Here is a 25,304-nt window from a genome sequence, read left to right on the forward strand (position 1 = left end):
CCTATATGGGAAATCATTACAGGACTGTCACTTGCAATTGCAGGAAACGATCTCTTCATGATGATGCACCCAACATCAGTTGCTGTACTGAAGCAGATTACCCAGACATTATTCGGTTCAATTGAGGCAGAGCCGGTTGATATTGCTAACTGGATCGGAACGGAGGTGTAAAAAATGAAGATAAACAGCCCATTAGAAGCGTACAAATACCTCCCCCAGACCAACTGTGGAGAATGTGGAGAAGCAACATGTATGGCATTTGCTTCAAAGCTCATAGACAGGTCAGGAAAAACAACAGACTGCGCACCGTTGATTAAAGAGAAAAAGTTTGCAAAGAAGCTTGCAGAACTTGACAGATTACTTGCACCTGAGATTCAAGAAGTTGAAATCGGAGTGGGTGAAAGAGCAGTCAAGATCGGGGGCGACGATGTACTTTACCGTCACAAGTTGACTTTCTTCAACAAGACGAAGATGTTCTTCGATGTGACGGACACAATGGAAGAAGCCGCACTTGTTGAAAGAGTTAATAATATTGCTAACTTCAAGAAGTTCTATGTAGGGCACCACCTGCTCCTTGACGGTGTCGCAATAAGGTCAGTATCAAACGATCCAGAAAAGTTCGCAGCAGCGGTTAAGAAAGTGGCAGAAGTTGGATTGCCAATGATATTCTGTTCATTTAACCCTGCGGTTCTGAAAGCAGGACTTGAAGCGGCAAAGGATAAAAACCCACTGATATACGCTGCAAACAAGGACAACTGGAAGGAAGTAGGAGAACTAGCACTTGAATACAATGTCCCTGTGGTGGTTTCAGCAATTAATGACCTTGATGCCCTCAAGACTCTGGCAAAAACATTTGCAGAGGCAGGTATTAAGAACATTGTTCTTGACCCAGGAACATATCCAACCGGTAAAAGCATGAAGGAGTCCTTTACCAACTTCCTGAAGATCAGGAGAGCAGGCATTACGGGAGATACAGAGATTGCATACCCGATCATGGCTCTGCCGTTTACTGCCTGGATGGCTGGAATTTCGGACCCTGTCAGCGCCTCGTACTGGGAAACTGCAATGGCTGCAGTGTTTACAATCAGGTATGGCGATATTATGATTCTCCACAGTATGGAGCCATATGCCACACTGCCTGAGGTACACCTGGCCGAGACAATCTACACTGACCCGAGAACTCCTGTAGCTGTGGACTCAAAGATGTACAAGGTAGGAAGCCCAACAGCGGATTCACCTGTACTCTTTACCACAAACTTCGCTCTGACTTACTACACAGTAGAGAGCGACCTTTCCTCAAACGACATCGACTGCTATCTGCTTGCGGTTAACACCGATGGGATTGGTGTCGAAGCATCTGTTGCCGGTGGCCAGCTGAATGCGGACAAAGTAAAGGATGCATTTGATAAATCAGGATTTGACCTCAAAAAGGATGTTACACACAATACTGTAATCATTCCGGGTCTGGCTGCACGTCTACAGGGCGACCTTGAGGACAAACTCGGTGCAAATATTCTTGTGGGACCAATGGATTCAGGAAGACTGCCTGGATTTATGGAAAAGAACTGGCCTCCAAAGAAATAAGTAGAAAATAAATTTGAATATTAATATTCCGTGTCATAAAGACACGGAAATTTCTTTTTTTGACACGGAATAAAGTTTATTGAAACTTTTACAAAACGCAATTGTTTACTTTCCAGATAGACTAAATCACAAGAAATCTTATACATTTTCTGTTTTAATTTTCCTTGGTGAAGCTCCATTTTTAATTTAGATATGTAATCTTCATTGCTGCCCTGGGTTTAAGTTAGACATCGATGAGCTGATACCATTTCCTGTTAAAAGCGTGGAGAAAACAGAGCATAAAAGTCTCGTCTAAATAAACTCTCCTATCGGTGGCTCGGTGTAGTCTGTTGGGACTGGGATAAATGTTCAATAATCGCGAAAGCCATTCCAAAGTTAGACCCTGCAAATTACTTGGTACCTCTGAAAGCATGGCTGTGTTTTCTCCTTCAAAACTTCATGGAGACTTCGGAGGATGTTCGGAAACGAGATGCTACGAACACTACACACGTTTTGTGATCGAAATTAAATAGGCTGCATCAGCTGACCCAGCTTGTTGGTGAGCTTTATATTCTCTGAATAGTCGACCGGACAGACGACCACTGAGACCACATCTTCGGAAAGGGCTTTCTTGAGCGTTGGTAAGAGGTCAGCCGCAGCCTCAATGAAATAGCCCCTAGCCCCAAAGCTCTCAGCGTAGTTGACAAAGTCCGGGTTACCGAAATCGACAAAGGAGTGGTGCCCCAGTTCCAAGTCCATTTTCCATTTGATCAGGCCATAGGCACCGTCAACCCAGATAAGTACAACGAATGGAATATGCTCACGTATCGCAGTCTCCAACTCTTGGGAATTCATCAGAAAACTGCCATCACCTGTTACGGCTAGCACCTTCCGGTCAGGATAAGCTAGCTTCGCGCCGATTGCACCGGGCACAGCAAATGCCATTGTTGATAAACCATTCGAGATCACGCAAGTATTCGGCTGATTCGTCGGGTAGAGGCGGGCCATCCACATTTTCAGGGAGCCTGTATCAACCAGCGCTATGTCCGACTCCCCCATGACCGCACGGATATCGGATACAAGTCGCTGCGGTTTGACGGGATATGCATCAGTATGTGCTCCATACTCGAGCTCTTCCTTGAGCAAATTTCGGATTTTCCGGTCCGCGGCATCCAAACCCTCTTTTGGAGTTACTATTGCGGCCAGCTCATCAAGCGCAGCTGAGATGTTCCCCTCAACGCTGACGGTGACAGGATAGTGAGTGTCGATCTCAGCCGGATATCGATGCAGGTGCAGAATTTTCTTGTCAGCATTGGGATTCATGCGGACGGGATCAAACTCCTGAAGGTCGTAGCCGACACAAACTATCACGTCCGCTTCGTCGAATCCAAAGTTTACATAGTCGTGTTTCATGAACCCCATGGTACCCAGGGAGTTAGGATGATCATCAGGAAAAATACCCTTGCCCATAAACGTAGTTGCGACTGGGATCCGAAGGCGTTCGGAAAATCGGACAAGCGCATCTCCAGCATGGTCTCGCACTGCTCCGTGACCTGCAAGAATGATCGGTTTGGTCGCTGCTTGCAGGACGTGCGCAGCGTGCGCAATCTGTGAGGAACCTGGCATACTGTCTGCTTCGTAGGACTGAGAAAGCGGACGCAAGCCGGTGAGGCCCGAAATCGCCTCTACATCCTCAGGAACGCAAAGATAAACGGCACCCGGCCTTTCAGTTTTGGCTTTTTCGAACGCTTCCCGCACCATCTCGGGTATGGCAGCGGAACTGACAATCATTCCGGCCCATTTAGTAACCGGTTTGAACATGTTCAGCAGATCTATAACCTGATGTGTCTCCTTATGGATGCGGTTGAGACCGACTTGGGCGCTGATTGCCACTAAGGGAGTGCTGTCTGTGAAGGCATCGGCGGTTCCTAAAAGCAGATTAATCGCACCCGGTCCCAACGTGGATATACAAACTCCCGCTTTGCCCGTGACGCGGCCATAGATATCGGCCATGAAAGACGCGCCCTGTTCATGACGCACCACGATGAAGCGAATAGTCGAGTCCTTCATGGCATCGATAAGCCTGATGTTCTCCTCGCCTGGTAGCCCAAAAATATACTCTACGCCCTCGTTCTCGAGGCACTGGACAATTAGCTGAGCTGCGGTGAGGGTTATATCTTCTGCCACGATCTTCTCCTTTATGATCTGACTTTTGTTCTCCAAGTTGGTGTCCCTATGAACGGACTTAGCTTCATGCTGATGTCTAAGAATTTCCATCGCTTATCCTCCCTATACTCTCTAACTACATTATCCGCTTCGTGACGTGAGCGGGTGCACTGTGTCCTCCGGCTATAATGAGTGCACCTCGATTGGTAGTTTTTCTTATGATCCCTGTTGCCTTTCATTTCACACCCCATTTATATGCTCACCATAATATACTCATTTTTCTGTATAATTAATTGTATATTTAAAAAATATGTGCAAAGATTCTGAATCACATCATCTATGGGCCAGAGTCGGATAGTCCGTGTAGCCTTTCGCACTGCCCACATAGAAGGTGGCCACGTCCGGCTCGTTCAGCGGGGCATTCTGCCTGAAGCGCTCTGGCAGGTCAGGATTGGCCAGGAATGGCACTCCGAAGGCGATCAGGTCGGCCTCGCCCCTGGCAATGGCTTCATTCCCGCTGTGGAGGCCATAGCCACCGTTCAGTATAAACGTCCTTTCGAATATTTTGCGCAGGATCGGCCCAAACCGTGCCTTGGGTGGCACGAACCCAGACCGACCTCCGATTGGTTCGATTAAATGAAGGTAGCTCAGACCCGTTGTGTTTAGCTCTCTGGTGAAATAAGAAAAGGTCTCCCTGGGGTTGGCATCTGACATAGAATGCTCAGTATTATGCGGAGAGATTCGGTAACCGACACGGTCGCCGCCCCATACCTCGATGACGGCTTTCGTGACCTCAAGCGGCAGACGGGCTCGGTTCTCAAGACTGCCTCCGTATTTATCGGTTCGCTTGTTGGACCCACTCCGCAGAAATTGATCCAGCAGATAGCCATTGGCTCCATGGATTTCTACACCATCGAAACCTGCGGTTTTTGCGTTCTCTGCTGCCTGCCGGAACTGCTTGACGATGTCCGGAACCTCGTCGGTATTCAGGACCCTGGGAACAGGAATTGGCTTTTTTCCACCGGGTGTATGGGTAAAACCTTCGACTGGTAGCGCGGATGGTGCGACTGGTAAAGCGCCACCCAGTAATTCAGGATGGGAAATCCTTCCTACGTGCCAAAGCTGGATGAAAATCCTGCCGCCAGCCTGGTGGACAGCATCCGTTACCTTCTTCCAGCCGGCGACCTGTGCCGCAGAGTATATGCCCGGTGTATGCACATAGCCTACCCCCTGCGGACTAACCTGCGAGCCCTCGGTGATAATCATGCTGGCTGAGGCTCGCTGTACATAATAAGTGACCGTCAGTGAGACAGGAACGTCGGCATCACCTGCGCGGTTTCGGGTCATTGGCGCCATCACTATGCGGTTTGGCAGCGTGAGATCGCCCATCTGATACTGTGAAAATAAGTCTGTGTCTCCTGCTATGATGATCGTCTCCTTTAAGCCTGCAAAATCAGCAGCTATCTTTTTAGTAGTAGCTATCTTTTTAGCTGGATTCTTAGAATCTCATTGATATTTTCAATGCTCCCGCAATCATTGAACTGGTTCTGGTTATTGTCTCAGCGTTTAGCACCCAACCATTTTGCTACGCTTGCAATTTAACCTTGAATCACTAAATACGAGCTCTGGGAAAAATGACTTATAAGACAATTATTATGAGATTTTTATATAAATATTGGTAGCTTGCCGGATGTTACCGGGTATTTAAACTATCAAATCCCATTCTGAAAGTCAAAAACTGTGTTTTGTAAAAGTATAATATGTCTATAAAATAGAGTACCAAAAAAATCCAGTAACACATTATAATTACGGACTTCTGCTGAGCAAAATGAATCGCATGGAGGAAGCTGAAGTACAGTATAAACTTGCTCTAGAAACTGACCCCGAAGATACAGATATACATTGGAATTATAGAGTTCTCCTCGAAGAATTAGGACGTAAGAAAGAAGCTGCAATGCAGTATTTATTGCTTTGGGAGCCAATTCTGACAATGTATAAACATATCTCTTAAACGGTTCTGTGTAGTCTGCAAGTTTGGGATAATTTTTCAGGACTGATTACAATGCAAAAGACCTTTAGAAAATTTAATGGCAAAACCTTCATGCTTGACGAATTCAGCTATTCAAGTGTTTGTAAATCAGATGCAGAAAAGCGCAAAGCTATGTGGAAGAAGAATGGGCTTGGAGCCAGGTGCATAAAAAAGGCAAATGGCAAGTATGTGGTTTATCGGGAATATCATGGGGACCCGAATGATGTAGAAGGCTCATCACTGTTTCCTGTGGACTGAAAAGTTAAGCAAGCACAAAGATCAGTAATATTGTAGAACAAAATACATTGTAGAACAAAATACAGAAAATCCTTTCTGGTTATGAAGAAAGAAATGGGTATGCATACATGGTAATTTACTGAAAGTCTGAAGATGTAAATCCTTTTTTAGACATTGATGCCTTCTACAAGAGTCAAGTTTGAATTACGTAATTTCCAGTTACCAATAAGTCTTCTACCGTTACAAAATTGAATCTTTTTTGCTGTAATTCAGGGATCGCTCTGTCTAAAGCCGATACAATCCCAAAGTTTGCTTCACGAGTTCCACTGTGCCCATCATGACATAAAATAATTGATCCGTTTTCAGTAGTTCTCATTATGTTGTTGTAAAGATCTACTGGTCCATACGTGTAAATAAGAGGTCCGTCAAGAATAACAGCAGGTTCAGTTGAACTATCTGCTGAGCGACAGCTCCATAAAACGATTTTGAGGTCAAGTGCTTTTGCAATGTTATTTACTCTATCGTCAATACTGCCATAGGGAGGACGAAAGTATACAGGAGTTTTTCCTATCAAATTAGTAATTATATTTTTGGTTCTGGACAATTCATTATTAAGAATTTCTTCATCAGTAAGTCTGGGAAGAGCTAGATGATCATAAGAATGAACGGATATGAGATGGCCGTCATCATTTGCACGTTTGACAATTTCGCTACCTGTTACATATCTGCCCGTATAATCCTGAGCAACAATACTTTTGTCAATACAGTAACCAAGGAAAAAAAATGTAGCTTTGGCTCCATACTTTCGAAGCACGTCAAGAATATATGGGGTTATTCTGCCTGGGCCATCATCAAAGGTCAGAGCAATATTACGGATGTTAGGATTACCTTTTACAATTATTTCGTTTGACATTATAGATACCTGTGAAAGTTTTTGTTTGACCTTTGCTTCTTTTTTACCAGTGACTACCCGATATCTACTGCTCCGCAGCATGCGGGCGTGGAGGGAAGTTTCAGATTAATTTAATTTATTCACATTGAGCTTGAAAAAACATGAAAGGATTTTATTTAACTGGACCTGGTCTTGCTGGAATAAACAATCTGTTGTTGAATAGATGAGATAAAGAACTAAAAATATATTCTATTCCCTCGGATATTGTATCCTGGATAGCGATCTTCCAGGTTCTAGTAGCTGGTACGGGACAGGCAAAAACGAAGAAAGAATAGTCAGACTAAACATCCAGTACTGCATATTATAAGAGGTAATGAGGGATTATGATTATGGCAGTCAATGAGAAAGAAATGAGGATTAAGATAATCAAAGATGGACCGTATCGGATATTCTAGGCGGTGTTCCCATTGAATCTGCAGATGGCAGCATGTACGAATCCCGGAACAGAGTAACCATCTGCCGCTGCGGGAAGTCAGAGAACAAGCCCTACTGTGACGGCAGCCACTGGATGACCAGCCAGCAGAAGCTCGAGTTCAGGAAGAAGTGGGGCCTGGAATGAGTGAGTTCTTTGACTTATAGAGATTTTTAACTTGCGGAAATATAATCTCGCATAACAATCAGGCAATCCAAAAGCCAAAGTGAAAGCAATCAATGGGTGATTCCGCGATAAAAAATAGAGAATTCGAGGGTAGCCTCTGTATTCAAAATATCCTCGCTTCTTTATTTTAATATATCCTCGAACTCCTTTTGCTACAGATGCTGCCAAAGTCTCATCAGCCTGCTGCAAGTTTTCGATTGCACCTTGAATGGTGACATGGCTTAGGTCGGCCATAAGGTTGCCAATCATATGTTCCTGCCTGATCTTGTCAAGCGACCGATACCGTTCTTTAATCTGAGCAAAGTCGTTTGTTTTGAAGATCTTCAAGCTATTGAAGACGTTTATGCTACGATCAGGCGAGGTCGAATCGGTCAAGGTTCATCACCTTGGTCCAGGCCGCCACGAAGTCCTGGATAAACTTCTTCTGCGCGTCTGCGCTTCCGTATACCTCGGCCAGAGCCCGGAGCTGGGAGTTAGAACCGAAGATGAGATCGACACGCGTGCCGGTCCACTTGACTTTGCCAGTCTTGCGATCGCGCCCTTCAAACATATCCCTGGCGTTCGATACCGCCTTCCACTCAGTGCCCATGTCGAGCAGGTTCACGAAGAAGTCGTTGGTTAGCGCTTCCGGCTTCTGGGTAAAAACGCCGTGCTGGGTCTGTCCGAAGTTGGTGTTCAGCACGCGCATACCGCCAATGAGCACTGTCATCTCTGGTGCGGTCAGCGTCAGCAATTGAGCCTTGTCAACCAGCAACGCCTCGGCTGATACGGTGTATTGGTTCTTGAGGTAGTTGCGGAAACCATCCGCGATCGGTTCGAGTAAGGCGAAGGAGACAACATCGGTCTGCTCCTGCAAGGCATCCATGCGCCCTGGCGAGAAGGGGACCGTCACATCGTGACCAGCATTTTTCGCAGCTTGCTCGACGCCTGCACAACCAGCCAAAACAATCAGGTCAGCAAACGAGACCTTCTTGCCGCCAGAGGCCGCGCTGTTAAACTCGCTCTGGATACCTTCAAGAGTGTTCAGCACTTTCGCCAGCTCGGCCGGCTGGTTGACTTCCCAATCCTTCTGTGGCGCGAGGCGAATTCGTGCACCGTTCGCACCACCACGCTTGTCGGAGCCACGGAAGGTAGACGCTGAAGCCCAGGCGGTCGAAACCAGTTGCGAGATTGACAGCCCTGAGTCAAGGATCTTGTCCTTAAGGGAGGCAATGTCCTGTTCATCGATTAACTTGTGATTGACTGCGGGGATGGGGTCCTGCCAGATGAGCTCTTCGGCAGGAACCTCCGGACCGAGATAGCGGGCGCGAGGACCCATGTCGCGGTGCGTTAGCTTGAACCATGCGCGGGCGAATGCATCCGCTAATTGATCCGGGTTCTTGTAGAAGTGCCTTGAAATCTTTTCGTAGACGGGGTCGAACCTCAAGGAAAGGTCAGTGGTCATCATGCTTGGCGGGTGGCGCTTGGACGGGTCGTGGGCGTCTGGAATCGTGCCGGCGCCTGCGCCACCTTTAGGTTGCCACTGATATGCACCGGCCGGGCTCTTCGTCAATTCCCACTCGTAGCCGAACAGGATCCTGAAGAAGTTATTACTCCACTTCGTCGGCGTGTTGGTCCAGGTGACCTCCAGGCCTCCGGTGATCGTGTCACCGCCTTTGTCGGTGCCGAAACTGCTTTTCCAACCGAGGCCTTGCTCCTCGATACTGGCCGCTTCTGGCTCAGGCCCGACATGGGACGCAGGGCCGGCACCGTGGGTTTTGCCGAAGGCGTGACCGCCAGCGATAAGCGCAACGGTCTCTTCGTCGTTCATGGACATGCGAGCGAAAATATCACGGATATCCTTGGCCGCCGCGATCGGATCCGGGTTGCCGTTTGGACCTTCCGGATTGACGTAGATCAGCCCCATCTGCACGGCAGCGAGCGGATTTTCGAGGTTCCGGTCACCGGAGTAGCGTTTATCACCACCCAGCCACGTGTCCTCAGGGCCCCAATAGACGTCCTGATCCGGTTCCCAGACGTCCTCGCGACCGCCTCCGAAACCGAACGTTTTGAATCCCATAGTTTCCATGGCGACGTTACCCGCAAGAATCATGAGATCGGCCCATGAAATTTTCCGGCCATACTTCTGCTTGATCGGCCAGAGCAGGCGACGTGCCTTGTCCAGGTTGACGTTGTCCGGCCAACTGTTGAGCGGTGCAAAGCGCTGCTGGCCTCTACCGCCACCGCCGCGGCCGTCAAAGGCGCGGTAGGTGCCGGCGCTGTGCCACGCCATGCGAATGAACAAAGGACCATAGTGACCGAAGTCCGCCGGCCACCAGTCCTGCGAATCGGTCATCAGCGCCGCGAGATCTTTCTTCACAGCCGCTAGGTCGAGGCTCTTGAACTCTTTCGCGTAGTTGAAGTCTTCGCCCATTGGGTTGGACTTGGAGGAATGCTGATGCAGGATCTCTATCTTCAACTGGTTTGGCCACCAGTCGCGGTTCGATATGCCTCTACCGGTTTCTTGTTTATCTTCTCTGCCCGTTTCAGGGTTTTTTCTTTCGTCAGTCATAACGTTACCTACCCCCTACCATTGATAAAAATTCAAGATCAACTCTCCAGTATGCAATCTTTTTAATCTTGTCTCCTCCTAGAAGAATTGAGTGCCGATTGCCAGAGAGATTAATTTCGGTCCGTTTTCCAAAAGCTTAAAATTCTTACATGCTGTTTTGCCATGTCCAATTTACCTTTCCAATCCTGAAAGTTCGTTACTTTAGGTCTTACGACTCCGATTCTGGCTATATTTCCCCCTTTAATCATTACTAATAGTTCTATCCCTGAAGAAATTATTCCAATTCAGTATTAAAAACTATAACCACGGATATCTATTTAATATTGAGTATTAAATAATTAGAGCTTACGCGGTTGATTTGTTTTCTGCAGATCACATTGAAATAATATTGTATCCATTAAAATAAAAGCAATATATTCAAAAAAAATCTTTGAGATGAATGCAATAAATCCTGCAAAGTTTTCATTACCTATCTGCAAAGAGAAATACTAATAAAATGACATATGTTAAAAGGATCAACCAGCGTAGAGAATGAATTTTAGTCCTTGTTACTGAGATTTGCATGATATCTTTTTTTTCGATCACAATGGGCTTACGCATAGTTTTTTGATTATGATTTTTCAGGCATTACTTCAACGGTACTGGGATAATTATAAAATAATATGGAAAGAGGAATAAGCAATCAAATAAGGCCTGAAAATAAAAATACAATTAAAAAAAATTAAAAATAAGCCATCGGGAATATGTACCCATAGAAGCACAGAAGCTATTTCTGTAAAAATACCAACTACAAATATAATACCAACTACTAATACAAGTTTTAACGTTTATCTGCCAAAAAGAAGGCTGACCCGTGCCTTAAGAATTTTGCTTTCCTGCAGACTCGCAGGACATGAGTCCAAACGAATGGTTTCATTTCCCAATTTAAATCTATCCTATCAATTTTTCTATATAATACTTTGATATAAAATTATAAAAGCTTTTCATACTTCATATATGTAACAAATGATCATAATTTTTTATTATTTATTATGAAGAATTTATAAAATTTAACACCAAATGTAAATATATATCAAGATATATCATATATCAAAATAACTCACAAATGTGTATAATTCGACTATTGTACCAAAGTTTTTTTGACTCTCTGATTTAACATTTTACATAGATCCGTTACACCAACTGAATAAACTTTATTAATTTGAAAAATATATTTTGCATCCGAAGTGTCCCACACTTCGCGGGATGGCCTGGGTAAAAGAACTGAAAAATACTGAATAGAACTTTAAATTTACAGAAAACAAAAAGGTGCACTAACAACGCAAAAAGCTATCAGTAGTTGGTTTAAACGATTCACTAAGATTCACTAAGATTCACTAAGATTCACTAAGATTCACCAACTTTCACTAACTTTCACTAACTTTCACTAACTTTCACTAACTTTCTGAACTGTATGCTTTGTTATCAGCTATTCTTCACCGCAGGTGAGTATATGGACGAAAATATTCAGAAGCTCAATGAAAGAGCGAGCTACTATTCTGAACAGATCTTAAAACTACGAACTGAGATTAAAAACAAGATAATTGGGCAGGACGACATTATTGACAATATGCTTATAGCATTGATATCCCAGGGTCATATTCTACTTGAAGGTGTCCCCGGCCTCGCAAAGACCCTCATGGCCAGAACAATGGCAGAATGCCTTGATTGTGATTTTGTGAGACTTCAATTCACACCGGACCTATTGCCGGCAGATATAACCGGTACCAAAATATACAACCACAATGAAGCTTCTTTTTTCACACTTAAAGGCCCAATCTTTTCTAACTTTATCCTTGCCGACGAGATAAATCGTGCTCCTCCAAAGGTCCAGTCAGCACTTTTAGAAGCGATGCAGGAAAGACAGGTAAGTATACAGGGAGAAACTTTCAAACTCGAGCGTCCTTTCCTTGTAATGGCAACACAGAACCCAATAGAGTCAGAAGGTACCTATAAGCTTCCTGAAGCACAGGTGGACAGGTTCATGTTCAAACTTCTTATTGATTATCCCACTAAGGATGATGAAATTGAGATCATTGAGAGGTTTACGCAGGGTATACAGCCTCAGATATCGAAGATACTCACATCTGAACAAATTATTGAGATTCAGGATTTCAATTCCCAGATATACGCTGATAGAAAGATCAAGGACTATGTGGCACAGGTCGTAGATGCAACGAGACACCCACAGGCTTATGATGTTGACGCCGAAGGATACATAGAATACGGAGCATCTCCACGTGCATCTTTATGGCTTATACTTGCTGCAAAAGCACATGCAATGCTTGGCGGAAGAGGATATGTGATCCCTGAAGACATAAAAGCTGTTGCATACAACGTGCTTCGGCATCGTATACTTCTTAACTACGAGGCAGAAGTTGAAGAAGTCACCAGTGATCAGATAATTGCACAGATACTGAATAAAGTAAAAGTGCCATGAGCGCCCAGATCGAGATTTTCGCCAGGAAATTTTCACTCGGAAATTTTCGCCAGGAAATTTTCACTCGGAAATTTTCGCCAGGAGATTTTCGCTAGTGAAGAAGTGTACAAATCACATAGGGTTGTGTGCTATATGCAGAGTGCAAAAGAAGTCATTAAGCAAGTAAAACGTATAGAGATCAGTACAAAACAACAAGTAGAAGGACTGATCACTGGGAACTATCACTCTGTATTCAAGGGTCAAGGTATCGATTTTTCTGAAATCAGAGAATATAGGGCAGGTGATGATGTCCGTGCAATTGACTGGAAGGTTACTGCAAGGTTCAATCGTCCTTTCATTAAAGAATTTGTTGAAGAAAGAGACCTACGTGTTTATTTTGCTATAGATATGTCGGCTTCCGGAAGCTTCGGAAGTAATATCACAAAGAAGCAAAAAGCAATAGATATCGCAGCAAGCTTAATGTTTGCAGCCATGGAAAACAACGATAATGTTGGGCTTTTCATTTTTACGGAAGGAATTGAAAAGTACATTCCAGCCAGAAAAGGCAGGAAACACGTTCTAAAATTGCTCAGCACATTGATTTCCTATGAGCCCGTTGCAAAAAATACAGACATCATGAACAGTATGCAGTCCATTGCCATGCTGCTCAAACGAAGGAGTATCGTCTTTGTAATCTCAGATTTTTGTTCTGATGACTTTTCAAAGCCTCTCAAAGTGATGAAAAACAGACATGATATCGTAGCATTAAGAGTAACTGACAAACGTGAACAAGAACTTCCTGATGTTGGTCTTATCGAACTGGAAGATGAGGAAACCGGTGAGCAACTTCTTGTTGACACTTCCAATGAAGAGTTCAGAATACGCTATGCAGAACTTGTCATGGAACATAATGAATCTTTACAAAGATTCTTCAGGAAAATGAAGATCGACATGGTTGACCTCGTTACAGATGAACCATATGAAACCGCACTTAAGAAATTCTTTAGAACCAGAAAAATAAGGAGATAAGATAATGACAGGTTTTGATTCTCCTTATATTCTTATATTCTTGCTGATAATTCCGCTTATATATTATCTGCATAAAAAAGCCAGAATACAGAAGAAAAACGAAGCGATAAAATTCAGCAACCTCGCTTTTATTAAATCCGCATTGGGTGACACTAAAAAGTCAAAAAGAGATGTACATCTGTTTTATCTGTCGCTAGTGGCCATCAGCTTGATGATAATAGGTTTTGCAAATCCGCATATCCCTCTGGAACAGACCAAAGAAGGAGTAAATGTTGTACTGGTAATGGATGTTTCAGGAAGTATGCAGGCCCAGGATTACACTCCCTCAAGGCTGGAAGCAGCAAAATCATCGGCTGAAATACTGATCGATTCTCTTAAAAGTAAGGATTATGCGGGAATTGTCACTTTTGAATCCGGAGCTACTACTGCAGCTTATTTAAGTCCCGACAAAGAAAACGTAATTGGAAAACTTCGCAATATTGCACCAAAAGAAGGCAGCACTGCTATTGGAGATGGACTTAGCCTTGGGATTGACATGGCTTCGTCCATTCCAAACAAGAAAAAAGTAATTATATTGTTAAGTGACGGGGTGAATAATGCAGGTTATATTAGCCCTGATGAAGCGATCAAGTATGCGAAAGCTAACAACATTCAGGTCTATACTATCGGTATGGGCTCAAACAGTAATGTGTTACTTGGATATGACTGGTTTGGGAACCCTCAGTATGCAGAACTTGATGAAGCTACACTGCAGGCCATTGCAAATGATACCGGAGGAAAGTATTTCAAATCCGTCGATGACAAAACACTGGATGAAATTTACAAGAACATCAGCGAGAACATAAAAAGAGAAAAAGAAGAAACAAACATCAAAGACTGGTTCTTCTTTGCAGCGCTTCTGACATTACTTATCCAGATATATTATAGATACGGAAAGGGAAGGATACTGCAATGATAAGAAAATACATTGCCATTTTTTCACTTTTCTTGCTACTAACACCTGTAGCTTATGCCGAAGGGAACATAATATTTTCAATTCCTCAAAAGGATTACTATTTCCTGGTCGGAGAACAAGCCTATATTCCTCTTAATATCACTAATTCAGGTAATAATGATATAAACGGCATCCTGGGATACACGCTTACACAGGAAATTAATAGTGGATCGGTTCACTTTTCAAGTTCCAATTCCAAATCAACGAACCTCCAGGTAAGCAAAGGTAACTCCACAGTTAACCTTGGGTTCGGGACCAGCGATAAGCCTGAAACTTTAAATGTATCGCTCAATTTCAATTACGATGACAATGGAAGCAAAGTTGTCAATCTTGGCAACATTGCCATACATTTTGTTGAAAAAGAATCCGATAAGCAAAATCAGGCCAATCCGATTCAGAGCTCTTCACAGGAAGCATCCACCACACAGCAAACAACAGATCCATTTGCACAACAAGAACAGCAAATTGCACAGCAAGAACAGCAAATGCAACAAATAATGCAACAGATGACCAATCAGCAATCTTCGCAAACTCCCCAGCAGGCTGCGCAAAACAATCAACCGGATCAGAATACCTCAGCACTAAAAGAGCAGATGCAAAAACAGGTGCAAAAACAGCAAGAAACACAGCAGCAATTCCAGAAACAAGTTGTAACTAACCAGAACTTCCAGAAGGCAAACCAGAAATTATCGGACCTTGGATACAATTTGACATCTATGAGTGCTAACCCTTCATCAAATAATACAGGAACCTTCACGGCAAGCTATGAGAAACAAAACGGTGATAAGGCAAGCATTCAGGGAGAAATGAATAATGGTACAATGAAGAGTTTACAGACGGATACAGCAGAAGACAAGCAAAAAATGAGGGACTTGCTTTCTCAGAACAAGGACTTCCAGAAGTATCTGAAGCAACTGCAAGATGATGGTTTTAACGAAGTCGATTCAACGTTTTCCCAGGAGAACAACACTACGGCTCTTCAGATACAATATGAAAATGCCAAAAATGAAACAGCTCAGATCAATGCAAAATTTGAAAACGGCAGTGTTGAGGATGTCGAACTTGTAAGAGAGCAGGAAAGGAACCTTTACCCCATATATCTCATAGGAATTCTGATATTGCTTGTTCTTGCTTATCTGGTGTACAACAAATATTCAGGTAAAAAGGAACAGAATACATTAGTTGAAGAGAAGATACCACTCCAGGAAGAAAACTTTGACTTCAGGGAAGAAGCAGAAAAACTTGTGGAAAAAGCAATATCGCTCTATGAAGAAAAGCAGTTCAAAGAAGCTTATGGAACTGCTGCACAGGCTCTGCGCTTATATCTAAGCTATAAATATGGATTGAAGAAAGAAGTCACAAACGCCGAACTGATAAATTACCTGAAAAACAAAGGCGTAGAATATGAGAAATTCGACAGATGCTTACAATTGTCCAGCCTCGTCGAATTTGCAAAACATATGCCTGATGATGGTGAGTTTGAAGAGATGATTGAAACAATTAAGGATACTATGAAGGATGAAAATAAGTAAAGAAGGACCTGCTCCGATCCTGAAGATATCCAGGGAGGGCATATTCGACAGGGCCTATCGAAGAGATCAAGGCCGGCCTAAAGCTCGTCACAAAGATCGCTAAGGAGAAAATACTTTAATCAAGTCATCTAAAAACTTCCTTCCACGCCCGAATGTTCACTTTGTGAGCAGATATCGGGCGGTCACTGACGAAAAAGACAGAAAAAGCAGAGAACAAAAGTTCTGAATATCAAGAAGTTTTTCACTTGCCAGTAGGCGCATAAGTCTACGTCCTGAGAAATCTCAACAGAATAAACTCTTTATGTCCTGAGCAAATCGATTGCATACATCAGACACGCTTGAATATCTTCATGGGTTAATCCGGGGTAGTTCTGAAGAATCTCAGTTTCAGTTCAATCATGAGCCTGCCAGTCGATAATGAACTCTACTGCAAGGTGTGTACCTTTGATAACTGGTTCGCCTGTAAGGACTGGGGGTCAATACTAATCGTTCTCGCCAGTTCATAGTACACATTATCAAAAAGCATACTTTTTTAGATTTGAAATGCTTTTTCATTGATATCTAATGTGAGTATTGAAAATTAAATTTTTATATGTGACCGTATCATGCTAGAAATCGAGTTTAAAGACATTTGTCCTCGAATGGGAAATAAAGAGGATTCATTTGAAGAGTTATGTTGCGAGATATTTTATAGGAAAATTAAAGCTCTTAGATCTGACTTAATTACATATAATCGTAATAGAGGTGCTGGGGGTGATGGGGGAGTTGAAGCATATTGGAAATTAACTGATGAGAAAGAAATAGGTATACAATGTAAGTATATTTTTACATATGCAGCATTAATTAAACAACTCACGAAATCTCTAGGATCTGCTACTACAATACATCCTAATTTAACCTGCTATGTTGTATGCATTCCATTTAATTTAACTACTAACACAAGTAAAGGGATAGGAGAACTAGAAAAATTTGAAAGTTGGTTGGAAACAAAGAAAGTAGAATTGAAGTTTAGTTTTAAAGTGTATTTATGGAATAAAAGTAAACTTCTAGATTATATAATAGAACTCGATACTAACAATGGATTAAAAAATTACTGGTTTAATAAAGAAATATTCCCAAATGGGTGGTTTGAGCAAAGAATTAATGAGGCAAAAGCACAAGCTGGAGACCGGTACACTCCACAGCTGTCAATAAGTGTCCCTTCTTTTGAGGAACTAGAAATATTCTCAAATCCTAAAGTAATGGTAGATAAAAATAAGCAAATCAATTTAACAATAAATGAAAAAGTGGATAATTGGAATCGTTCATATAATCTAAAGGAAACCACAAAAGAAAAAATATCAACACCTTATGACGAAATAAAAAGCGGTCTAGATGAAGTTATTGAAACACTAACCAAGATTTATACAGATGATTGGAATCAAGAAATAAATACAGATATATCTGAAAAACTACTAAATTTACTCGATAGATTTCAAAATTATGAATCGTTAGTCTTCGAAGAGTTTAAGACGAAAGGCGGGGTAGATACTCCTAGTTACCGCCAATACATGACAGAATATATGGCCACTTTTCCTGCTGAACATCTAGATTCAACTCGTGATATGATTCTTTGTCTTAAAGAACTTCTGTCACTTTTGACATCAAATAAAATAAAACTATCATTTTCAAAAACTGTCCTTTTAAAAGGTCCTGCAGGAATTGGAAAGACACATCTAATTATTGATCACGCTTTAAGTCGAAAAGATCGTGGGGCAATTAGTCTAGTTTTTTATGGGGAAGACTTCGATCATGACGATCCATGGACCACGATAAGTAAAAAATTGGGATTATCCGGCAACCTCTCTAGAGATGAGTTCTTGGAATGTCTATCTATAGCATCCGCAGAAACGCAAGAGCCAATACTAATTTATATAGATGCACTAAATGAATCTAAGGATCACAAAAAATGGAAAAGATGGTTCCCATTAATATGTGAACAATTAAAACCATATCCAAAGATACTTCTTTGTGTTTCTTGTCGTGACACTTATATAACTGAGATTTTTAACGATATAAATTCAATTCCACAGATTGACCATAATGGTTTTTCTGAGTGCGAATTTGAGGCGATTACTGAGTTTTTTAATTACTACAAAATTGAACATCCTACATCACCTTTGTTGCAGAAAGAGTTTACAAATCCTCTATTTTTACACTTGGTTTGTAGTACTTTAAAAGACAAAGAACCATCTTCATTACCATTGGGTCAACAGGGTTTTTTAACTATAATGAACTCGTTCCTTAAAAAGAAAAATAAAGTAATTTCATCTGCAATTGACTGTGATCCTCGTGACAACATAATAAATAAAGCATTATTTGCTTTAGCAAAATCAATTGGTCAAAGCTCTTCAAATTATATCAAACTAGATGAAGCAAAGAGAATTGTAAATAATATACTACCAAGATCTGGTTATACTGACTCATTATTTATTCAATTAGAAAAGGAGAATTTAGTATCTGTAATACCATCAATGCTTAATGAGGATGGTTTACCTGAATATAACGTTAGATTCACATTTGAAAGGATTCAGGATTTCCTTATTGTAAGAGAAGCAATAAAAGATTTAGATAAATCATTAGTTCGAGATTCATTTAATGAAGGAAATCCATTATATTTTATACTTAATAGTAATTGCACGGAAAATATTAGATTGGGTTTGCTAGAGGCTTGTTCAATCATTATTCCTGAGAACTATAATGTAGAACTAACAGAGCTCATCGATATAAATAATTCAAGTTTTGAAGATGACATTTACAATGCAATATTTAGAAGTTTTGAGTGGAGAAGTTCCAAAGCATTTTTTGATAAGACCAGATATCTTGTTTTAAGTCAATTACGTAAAAATTTTAATAATGCAGTTTTAATTGACTCATTATTAGCCACATCTACCAGAAGCGACTGCTTATTAAATGGAGAATTCCTACACAATTTTTTGGAAAGGCTTAATTTAACGACAAGAGACCCATTCTGGAATTTTAATATTCACGAAAACTATGAGCTTAAGCAAAATGTTTATCGTCTTATATACTGGGCTAAAAACGCTAATTTAGAACACATTAATATTGAGTCTTTAACGCTATGGGCAATAATTCTCTCATGGTTTTGTGCATCTTCTGACAGAAGAATTAGAGATCAGTCTACTTTAGGATTGACTCGACTTTTTATAACTAATCCACAGATAATTACTCCCATAATAAGCAAATTCAATTCGGTTGATGATGAATACATCTTAGAGAGAGTTACGTTAGCAGCGTACGGAGCTATCTTGAAATTAGGGTTTTTCGATTCCTTAAAAGAGATTGCACAAACAGTATACAATTTATTTCTTTATAAGAAGATTCCCTGCAACGCACTTATCAGAGACAATCTAAGATTGATACTTGAATTTGCAAATAACATGGAAAAATTACCTGATAACGCAGATATAAATGTATTTAGGCCACCTTATGAAAGTATTTGGCCTTTAGAAATCCCTAAACAGGAAATAGTTGATGAAATAATTTCTTGTGAAGAGTTCTCCAATATTCCAGAAATGTATTTGGGAAGCTATGGATTTGGAACAGATTTTGCTCATTACATTGTAGAAAGAGTATTTTATAATTTTGATTTAAAATCACTTAATATTACTAAAAATGATATTTATAATTGGTTTTTGTACTCCGTTAAAGAAATGGGTTATCCTGGGTATAATTCAAAATGTTATATGTATGATATGTATCTGAGATCCAAATATGGAGGAGGGCGGAGTAAACCCAGTTGGGCGGAGAGATTAGGAAAAAAGTATTATTGGATTTTATTCTACAGATTAATTGGTATTCTGTCAGATAATTTAGATTACATTAAATACTACAGTGATCCCGTAAGCAAAAAATCCAACAGATTGCAGAGTCTTGGCATAAGGCACTACACAATGGATCCAACTGATTTAAGATATAGTATTTTCAAAAAAGTAGGTTCGCATGATTGGTGGAATCCTGTTGATTATAATTTTTCAACCGTAAAAGACATTTCTCCAGAGGAGTGGATAAAAACTCTTGACCTACCAAGTGTATATAAAGCAATAAAAGCATTTGATAACGAAAACAGACAGTGGATTAATTTATCACTTTCTAAGGAAAATAAAGAAAAGAACCCAACTCAATCTGAAAAACTCACCGGTTTCAATAGAAAGGTTACTACTGTCATAAGATCGATATTAGTTCCTAAAAAAGAAACAAAACATTATCGGAAAGGCATTAAGGAAATGAAGGATCAATTCGAAATATACACTTCATCTTTCAATCAACATAGTCACTCTATTTATTTAGCAGAGTATCCTTATAGTGAAGCTGTCCAACAAGATTTATTATATGGAGATCTGTACTTAGAACTTACTGAGATTTTACCTAATACGACAACTGCATACTCAAATGAGATAAGTATGCTTAGAGAACAAAGCTTTGAATATGACTTTTCAAATGACGAACGTTCTGAGACAATAGAATTTCCTTTGCCAATGTTCATAAGTAAACTAAACCTCAAATGGGATGGAGACAGCAGTTGGGTGGACAGTTCAAATGAGGAAATAATAATTAACATAAAAAATAAAACGTGTAGAGGCTTAATAATAAGGGAAGATAAATTAGTACATTTATTAAACAAAATAGAAATGGATATTATTTTCGTAGTTCTCCAAGAAAAATTGATATATTCTATGAATAAGACGCATTCCAATCTTGTCCAAAAGATTTCCCACTATTTATATTCGAATGGGAAATTTAGTAAGATTCATGAAAAAGAAATTGATTGAAGCATATAAATTTTTTCACAATTTATTTGTAAATTAATTTTTTACTAAATACCGTCGTAATTCATCCATTTCTACAACCTATATTATCACAAATCGATACCACTTGAGCCAGAATAATTTTCATTAAAAAAGTTCCTATCCCACATCTTTCGAACCTGGAATCAACCGCCAGTCTTGCAATTTTAACCGCTGGATATTTTCGATAGGGGTAAGATTCTATTCCATCAATTACATTTTTGGTTTCAATTGTGTCGGCTGCTAGAGAATAGAATCCGGCCAGAGAACCATTGCAAAAACATAATCGTGTTCGGTTGACTAAATTATTTTGATCTAAAAAGGCATTAGTCTTTAAAAAATCATTTAACTCTTCACTTTCGCAGTTAAAAGAAGAAAGATCGTCAGCTTCATAGAGAGGCAGTATAATAAGTTCATTGTCGAGATTCTCGTGCTTTAAGTTCTCTGACTTTTCGCTCGTTTTTCTCATATAATTCCCTGCCTTCGGCAATCATAGCTAAGACTAAAGGTGATGCTTTTGGGTTGTCATCATATTCGATGAATCGTTTTGCATCCTCTCCCTCAAGGACTAACCCTAACTCAACTGGTTTTGCCATTAATTTTACCTCATTTCATTATTTAGTAGTCAGCTTTATTTATAACTAACTTACAAGGACTTACTAACTTAATTACAAGCATAGATGCTGCTAACAGTGTGTCATTTATAACACGCTTTTTATGGCAACTTCCAATTCTCCTTTTGCTTTTTTTTCGTCAGTAACCGCCCGATATCTGCTCACAAAGTGAACATTCGGGCGTGGAAGGAAGTTTTTAGATGAATTTAAAAAAGAAATTGAAAAATTAAAAGCAACCCTCTGTTCGCCCTTTCTTCATTTTTGACATCACATTATTTTTTACTATATGCTCGTATTTTCTCCAGCTTTGAGCATCTATTTCGGGCATTGAGACGATGAGAGCTTCGCTTCTTTTCTGATCGGTGCAGGAATCGATTGCTTTCTGGATGGCGGCAGGGTCTTTATTTCCGATCAGGTCTATGATTTTTATTTCCTTGATAAAACGGGAAATTGCAGTCATGGGAATTTCATTTAAGTAGGACAGAGGGGATTTTGAACCGATTATTTTTCTTGAGCCTGCCATTGTAGAAACTCCATTTTCGGCAAGTGAGACCAGGGACTGACCTGCCCAGTGGGCGCTTTCTTTTCCGCAGACGACCAAGTAGTTTATGTTTGGATTTGCAAGCACATTGGTTATTATCTTTTCAATCCCAAAGTTTGCAGTAAAACAGGTTCCGCAGATTGCATAGTTCTTAAGTCCCCATTCCTTGTAGTCAGAGGCAAGAGTTACCACAGCTACACTCGAATTTGTGTCTCCTACTACGTAGTTACCGGAAGTTATAGGCCATTCCATAGCGTTTTGCTCCTCGTTTTGCTTTTATAATTTATAACCAATTTTTATTGGAATAGATTTTTATTGGAATTTATCTTTTAGTTCAAATGTGTAAGTCCTGTTCTCATTGTAAAAGCAAATTTAGTATTAAGACAGGCTCTTAATATTTCCTGACCTCGATTTAACATAATAATTTTATGGAATACTGTATGATTGAACAGCTATATACCCGGTCTGCAGCAAATATTATACTGCAGCAGTGACTATCATAATATACTATCATAATACTATCATAATACACTCAGTAATTACAGGTCCTGATTTCCGTACAAAAGAGCTCTCTACTTAGAGTCAGTCCAAAAATTCAATATATGATGCAAACAATGTGTAATTTATAAAACGCTTTTTATGGCAACTATCGATTCTATTTTTGCTTCTTTATTGCCAGTTAGCAAGAGGAAGTAAATAAATTAACTTCTCCGTACATGGAAACCATTTTAAATGATCTACGTAATATAAATAAAGATATTGAAACTTTGGAGACATCTAAGAGATATCTGTCTGATCAATTGGCTATCAGAAAACAGCAATAGAATAATATGGAGATAGTTAGGTCTTAGCCTGCAACATGGAGATAGTTAGGTCTTAGCCTGCTTGTCTATTCTCTTACTTCTCTTAGTAGATATAGGTTACAACACTTTTCTGATAGGTTCTAAATTAAAACTGTGACTTATTCAAAAGGGTCTGAAAAAAGAAATCTCTTTTTCAGTCCTGGATTGCATAATTTCCAGTCTTGGATTTAACGTAAAAGATAGAAAAAATACATGTCTTTCTAGAGTTTCCATTATTATTTGTATGAGCTAATCTCAAAAACCAATAACGCCTCATTGAATTTCGAAGATAGGAGACTCAATATAGCTTCTGATCATGAAAAATTGACTTGAAAAAACATTGGTTTTAGGATGGACTCTATATGTATAATGACTGCTTCTAATCTCTTTCATTTACACCTTAAAAATATCAGTCATTTTATATTAAAGAAAAGAAATAAATAGATGATCACATCTAGTATTAGAAATAAGAATTATTTAATTAGAAAAAAGCCACCTCTGAGATGAAAAACAATGGATAAATTAGAAAAAATATTCGGGAAAACTGCACAGATGACAGTCCTCAAGAACCTTATTGAAAGACAAAACGAACCAACTTATCTTTCAGGAATAGCTGAGGAAACTGGATTGTCACATGCAAGCGTATCACGGGTTATCACACCTTTGGTTGGATCAGGAGTTGTCACAGAAAAACCCTTCGGAAAGCAAACTAGAATTTTCCAGTTGAACATGGAAAGCGAAGCTGCAAAGTTGATAGTTGATTTTTACAAAAAAATTAACCAGACAGAAATTGAAGCCTAAACAACAATAAGCATGACATGCCTTTGGCATAGGATGCTTTAACTTCTTTTTTATTTTTTAAACTATTATTTATCCGGTTATTATTGTTTTATTAGATTATATCGTTTATATTCCGAACACATTAACCCTCCACAACTGGCATTTTCTTAGCTTCATGAAATTAGGTCTGAAATGACAGAAGTCGATGTGATTTTTATCATCGAGATATATGGTTCAACGAGTTACGTTGTGCAACGTGTGACTGAGGGAAATAAATAAGGGACTTGATCATTGTAAATCGCACTACATGTCGGAAGAAAAAAACTGTTATTCGAAAAAAGACATATTCCAGACTGGAAGTGTCTCTGAGCCAAGTAAAGGGCTTGTCTTCGCGATGGCCTGTGCATGTGGAATCGCAGTGGCAAACATATACTATAACCAGCCAATGCTTGGGGTTATCACTCGTTCCTTTCCAGGTGAATTGGCTCCCAGCCTTATTCCGACTGCTACCCAACTCGGTTACGCACTCGGATTACTGCTTCTGGTACCCCTGGGAGATCTGATAGAACGCCGCCGGCTCATCGTGTGGCAGTTCCTTGTTTTGGCCTTATCACTGCTTTTTGCCGCCACTTCATCTACTGGTTGGGCCCTGCTGGGCGCCTCACTTTGCATTGGCTTTACTGCCTCTGTCACGCAGCAGATAATACCGGCTGCCGCATCTCTGGCCTCTGATAACCGTCGAGGTGCAATTATCGGCAGCGTTATGAGCGGATTGCTGAGCGGTATGCTTTTAAGCCGGATTCTCGCCGGTTTTATCGCTACTCACTACGGCTGGAGAGCAATGTTCTGGCTTGGAATTCCTCTGGTTCTGGCTGGCGCGGCAGCAATGGCACTGTTATTGCCGCTCAGTCGGCCATCAGCTTCGATGAAATATGGTCTGCTGCTTCGTTCACTCCTACAACTTTGGCGCGAGGAATCCAGGCTACGTCGCGCCACCGTGATACAGGGATTAATCTTTGCCGTGTTCAGTGCCTTCTGGACGATCCTCGCACTACATCTCGAACAGCCTCCTTTCCACCTAGGCGCCGATGTTGCAGGACTTTTTGGAATCATTGGGATGGTGGGAGTGTTGGCTGCTCCTATAGCTGGACGTCTAGCTGACCGTCGGGGACCGGGCAAGGTCGTTTCTACAGGTGCGTTTGCCGCTCTGCTAGCCTGGCTGATTCTTGCAGGCTGGAATTCTCTTGCTGGCCTTGTCTTCGGGGTTATGTTTCTTGATTTTGGGATGCAGAGTGCCATGGTTGCCAATCAGCAGATAATCTACGGGCTTAAGCCGCAAGCACGCAACCGGGTGAATAGTTTGTTCATGGTAGGGATGTTTATTGGCGGTAGCCTCGGATCTGGAGGTGCAATGCTGGCCTGGAAAGTAGCAGATTGGCAGGGAGTTGCCGGCTCTGCTATTGCTGTAGCACTTACAGCTTTCCTTACAGCTTTCCTGGCGCCGCTTTTGCTCCAAAATAACCATTCATGAAAAAGTCTCAGAATTTTAGAATTGCATGGGTTATTGATAT

Annotated in this window: 18 protein-coding genes and 3 pseudogenes; 12 read left to right on the forward strand and 9 right to left on the reverse strand. The window is 40.9% G+C overall.

Annotated elements, in window-relative coordinates:
* From A9239_RS18735 to A9239_RS19270, 3 genes and pseudogenes are all read left to right on the forward strand, one after another.
* A pseudogene (locus tag A9239_RS18735) lies at positions 1–171 on the forward strand (acetyl-CoA synthase subunit delta); the annotation flags it as partial.
* Between the two features lie 3 nt (positions 172–174).
* Entirely contained in the window at positions 175–1,584 is a 1,410-nt protein-coding gene (gene acsC / locus A9239_RS02610; protein WP_048119848.1) for an acetyl-CoA decarbonylase/synthase complex subunit gamma, read from the forward strand.
* Positions 1,585–1,928: 344 nt separating this feature from the next.
* A complete protein-coding gene (locus A9239_RS19270; protein ID WP_155396493.1) occupies positions 1,929–2,096 on the forward strand; it encodes a hypothetical protein in 168 nt (55 codons plus the stop codon).
* Here the strand turns inward: A9239_RS19270 and A9239_RS02615 are convergent.
* A complete protein-coding gene (locus tag A9239_RS02615) occupies positions 2,089–3,840 on the reverse strand; it encodes an acetolactate synthase large subunit (protein WP_218104534.1) in 1,752 nt (583 codons plus the stop codon). The genes A9239_RS19270 and A9239_RS02615 overlap by 8 nt on opposite strands.
* Before the next feature lie 222 nt (positions 3,841–4,062).
* Positions 4,063–5,211 (reverse strand): alkene reductase, encoded by a 1,149-nt coding sequence (locus A9239_RS02620; protein WP_369815387.1) that lies wholly within the window; start codon positions 5,209–5,211, stop codon positions 4,063–4,065.
* A 289-nt stretch (positions 5,212–5,500) separates the two neighbouring features.
* Here A9239_RS02620 and A9239_RS02625 point away from each other — a divergent pair, with 289 nt between their 5' ends.
* Together A9239_RS02625 and A9239_RS02630 are read left to right on the forward strand one after the other, a co-directional pair.
* Positions 5,501–5,740, forward strand: coding sequence for a hypothetical protein (locus A9239_RS02625; RefSeq protein WP_255361884.1), 240 nt, complete (start codon positions 5,501–5,503; stop codon positions 5,738–5,740).
* 51 nt (positions 5,741–5,791) lie between these two features.
* On the forward strand, positions 5,792–6,016 hold the full coding sequence (locus tag A9239_RS02630) for a hypothetical protein (RefSeq protein ID WP_048119851.1): 225 nt from the start codon (positions 5,792–5,794) through the stop codon (positions 6,014–6,016).
* Positions 6,017–6,188: 172 nt separating this feature from the next.
* Here the strand turns inward: A9239_RS02630 and A9239_RS02635 are convergent, their stop codons facing one another.
* The 3 genes from A9239_RS02635 to katG form a co-directional block, all read right to left on the reverse strand.
* Positions 6,189–6,908 carry a polysaccharide deacetylase family protein gene (locus A9239_RS02635; protein WP_048154531.1) on the reverse strand — a complete coding sequence of 240 codons (720 nt, stop codon included), beginning with the start codon at positions 6,906–6,908 and terminating at the stop codon, positions 6,189–6,191.
* Between the two features lie 511 nt (positions 6,909–7,419).
* A complete protein-coding gene (locus A9239_RS20055) occupies positions 7,420–7,920 on the reverse strand; it encodes a catalase-related domain-containing protein (RefSeq protein WP_048154528.1) in 501 nt (166 codons plus the stop codon).
* On the reverse strand, positions 7,898–10,096 hold the full coding sequence (gene katG / locus A9239_RS02645; protein ID WP_048154525.1) for a catalase/peroxidase HPI: 2,199 nt from the start codon (positions 10,094–10,096) through the stop codon (positions 7,898–7,900). Before katG ends, A9239_RS20055 begins: the two co-directional genes overlap by 23 nt.
* Before the next feature lie 1,492 nt (positions 10,097–11,588).
* Here katG and A9239_RS02650 point away from each other — a divergent pair.
* The 4 genes from A9239_RS02650 (at position 11,589) to A9239_RS02665 (ending at position 16,109) form a co-directional block, all read left to right on the forward strand.
* Positions 11,589–12,575 (forward strand): MoxR family ATPase, encoded by a 987-nt coding sequence (locus tag A9239_RS02650; RefSeq protein ID WP_048119857.1) that lies wholly within the window; start codon positions 11,589–11,591, stop codon positions 12,573–12,575.
* Positions 12,576–12,707: 132 nt separating this feature from the next.
* The gene (locus A9239_RS02655; protein WP_048123198.1) at positions 12,708–13,583 is read left to right on the forward strand and encodes a DUF58 domain-containing protein; all 876 of its coding nucleotides are present in this window, start codon (positions 12,708–12,710) and stop codon (positions 13,581–13,583) included.
* 4 nt (positions 13,584–13,587) lie between these two features.
* Entirely contained in the window at positions 13,588–14,538 is a 951-nt protein-coding gene (locus A9239_RS02660; protein ID WP_048119859.1) for a VWA domain-containing protein, read from the forward strand.
* Positions 14,535–16,109: a hypothetical protein gene (locus A9239_RS02665; RefSeq protein ID WP_048154523.1), complete on the forward strand. Its 1,575-nt coding sequence runs from the start codon at positions 14,535–14,537 to the stop codon at positions 16,107–16,109. The genes A9239_RS02660 and A9239_RS02665 overlap by 4 nt, the downstream gene beginning before the upstream one ends.
* Positions 16,110–16,408: 299 nt before the next feature.
* Here the strand turns inward: A9239_RS02665 and A9239_RS20805 are convergent.
* Positions 16,409–16,573 (reverse strand): annotated as a pseudogene (locus A9239_RS20805) (DUF433 domain-containing protein); the annotation flags it as partial.
* Positions 16,574–16,714: 141 nt separating this feature from the next.
* Here A9239_RS20805 and A9239_RS02670 point away from each other — a divergent pair.
* The gene (locus A9239_RS02670) at positions 16,715–20,941 is read left to right on the forward strand and encodes a hypothetical protein (protein WP_048119863.1); all 4,227 of its coding nucleotides are present in this window, start codon (positions 16,715–16,717) and stop codon (positions 20,939–20,941) included.
* A 61-nt stretch (positions 20,942–21,002) separates the two neighbouring features.
* Here the strand turns inward: A9239_RS02670 and A9239_RS02675 are convergent, their stop codons facing one another.
* The 3 genes and pseudogenes from A9239_RS02675 to A9239_RS02680 all read right to left on the reverse strand — a co-directional run.
* Positions 21,003–21,425: an N-acetyltransferase gene (locus A9239_RS02675; RefSeq protein WP_176722087.1), complete on the reverse strand. Its 423-nt coding sequence runs from the start codon at positions 21,423–21,425 to the stop codon at positions 21,003–21,005.
* Entirely contained in the window at positions 21,370–21,552 is a 183-nt protein-coding gene (locus tag A9239_RS19275) for a hypothetical protein (protein WP_155400452.1), read from the reverse strand. Before A9239_RS19275 ends, A9239_RS02675 begins: the two co-directional genes overlap by 56 nt.
* 244 nt (positions 21,553–21,796) lie before the next feature.
* Positions 21,797–22,369, reverse strand: a pseudogene (locus tag A9239_RS02680) (tetrahydromethanopterin S-methyltransferase subunit A); the annotation flags it as partial.
* Between the two features lie 1,097 nt (positions 22,370–23,466).
* Here A9239_RS02680 and A9239_RS02685 point away from each other — a divergent pair.
* Entirely contained in the window at positions 23,467–23,754 is a 288-nt protein-coding gene (locus A9239_RS02685) for a MarR family transcriptional regulator (RefSeq protein ID WP_048119866.1), read from the forward strand.
* Between the two features lie 424 nt (positions 23,755–24,178).
* On the forward strand, positions 24,179–25,264 hold the full coding sequence (locus A9239_RS02690; protein WP_230629327.1) for an MFS transporter: 1,086 nt from the start codon (positions 24,179–24,181) through the stop codon (positions 25,262–25,264).
* Positions 25,265–25,304: the final 40 nt, after the last annotated feature.

The organism is Methanosarcina sp. A14 (genome assembly GCF_001729375.1).
Lineage (GTDB): Archaea > Halobacteriota > Methanosarcinia > Methanosarcinales > Methanosarcinaceae > Methanosarcina > Methanosarcina barkeri.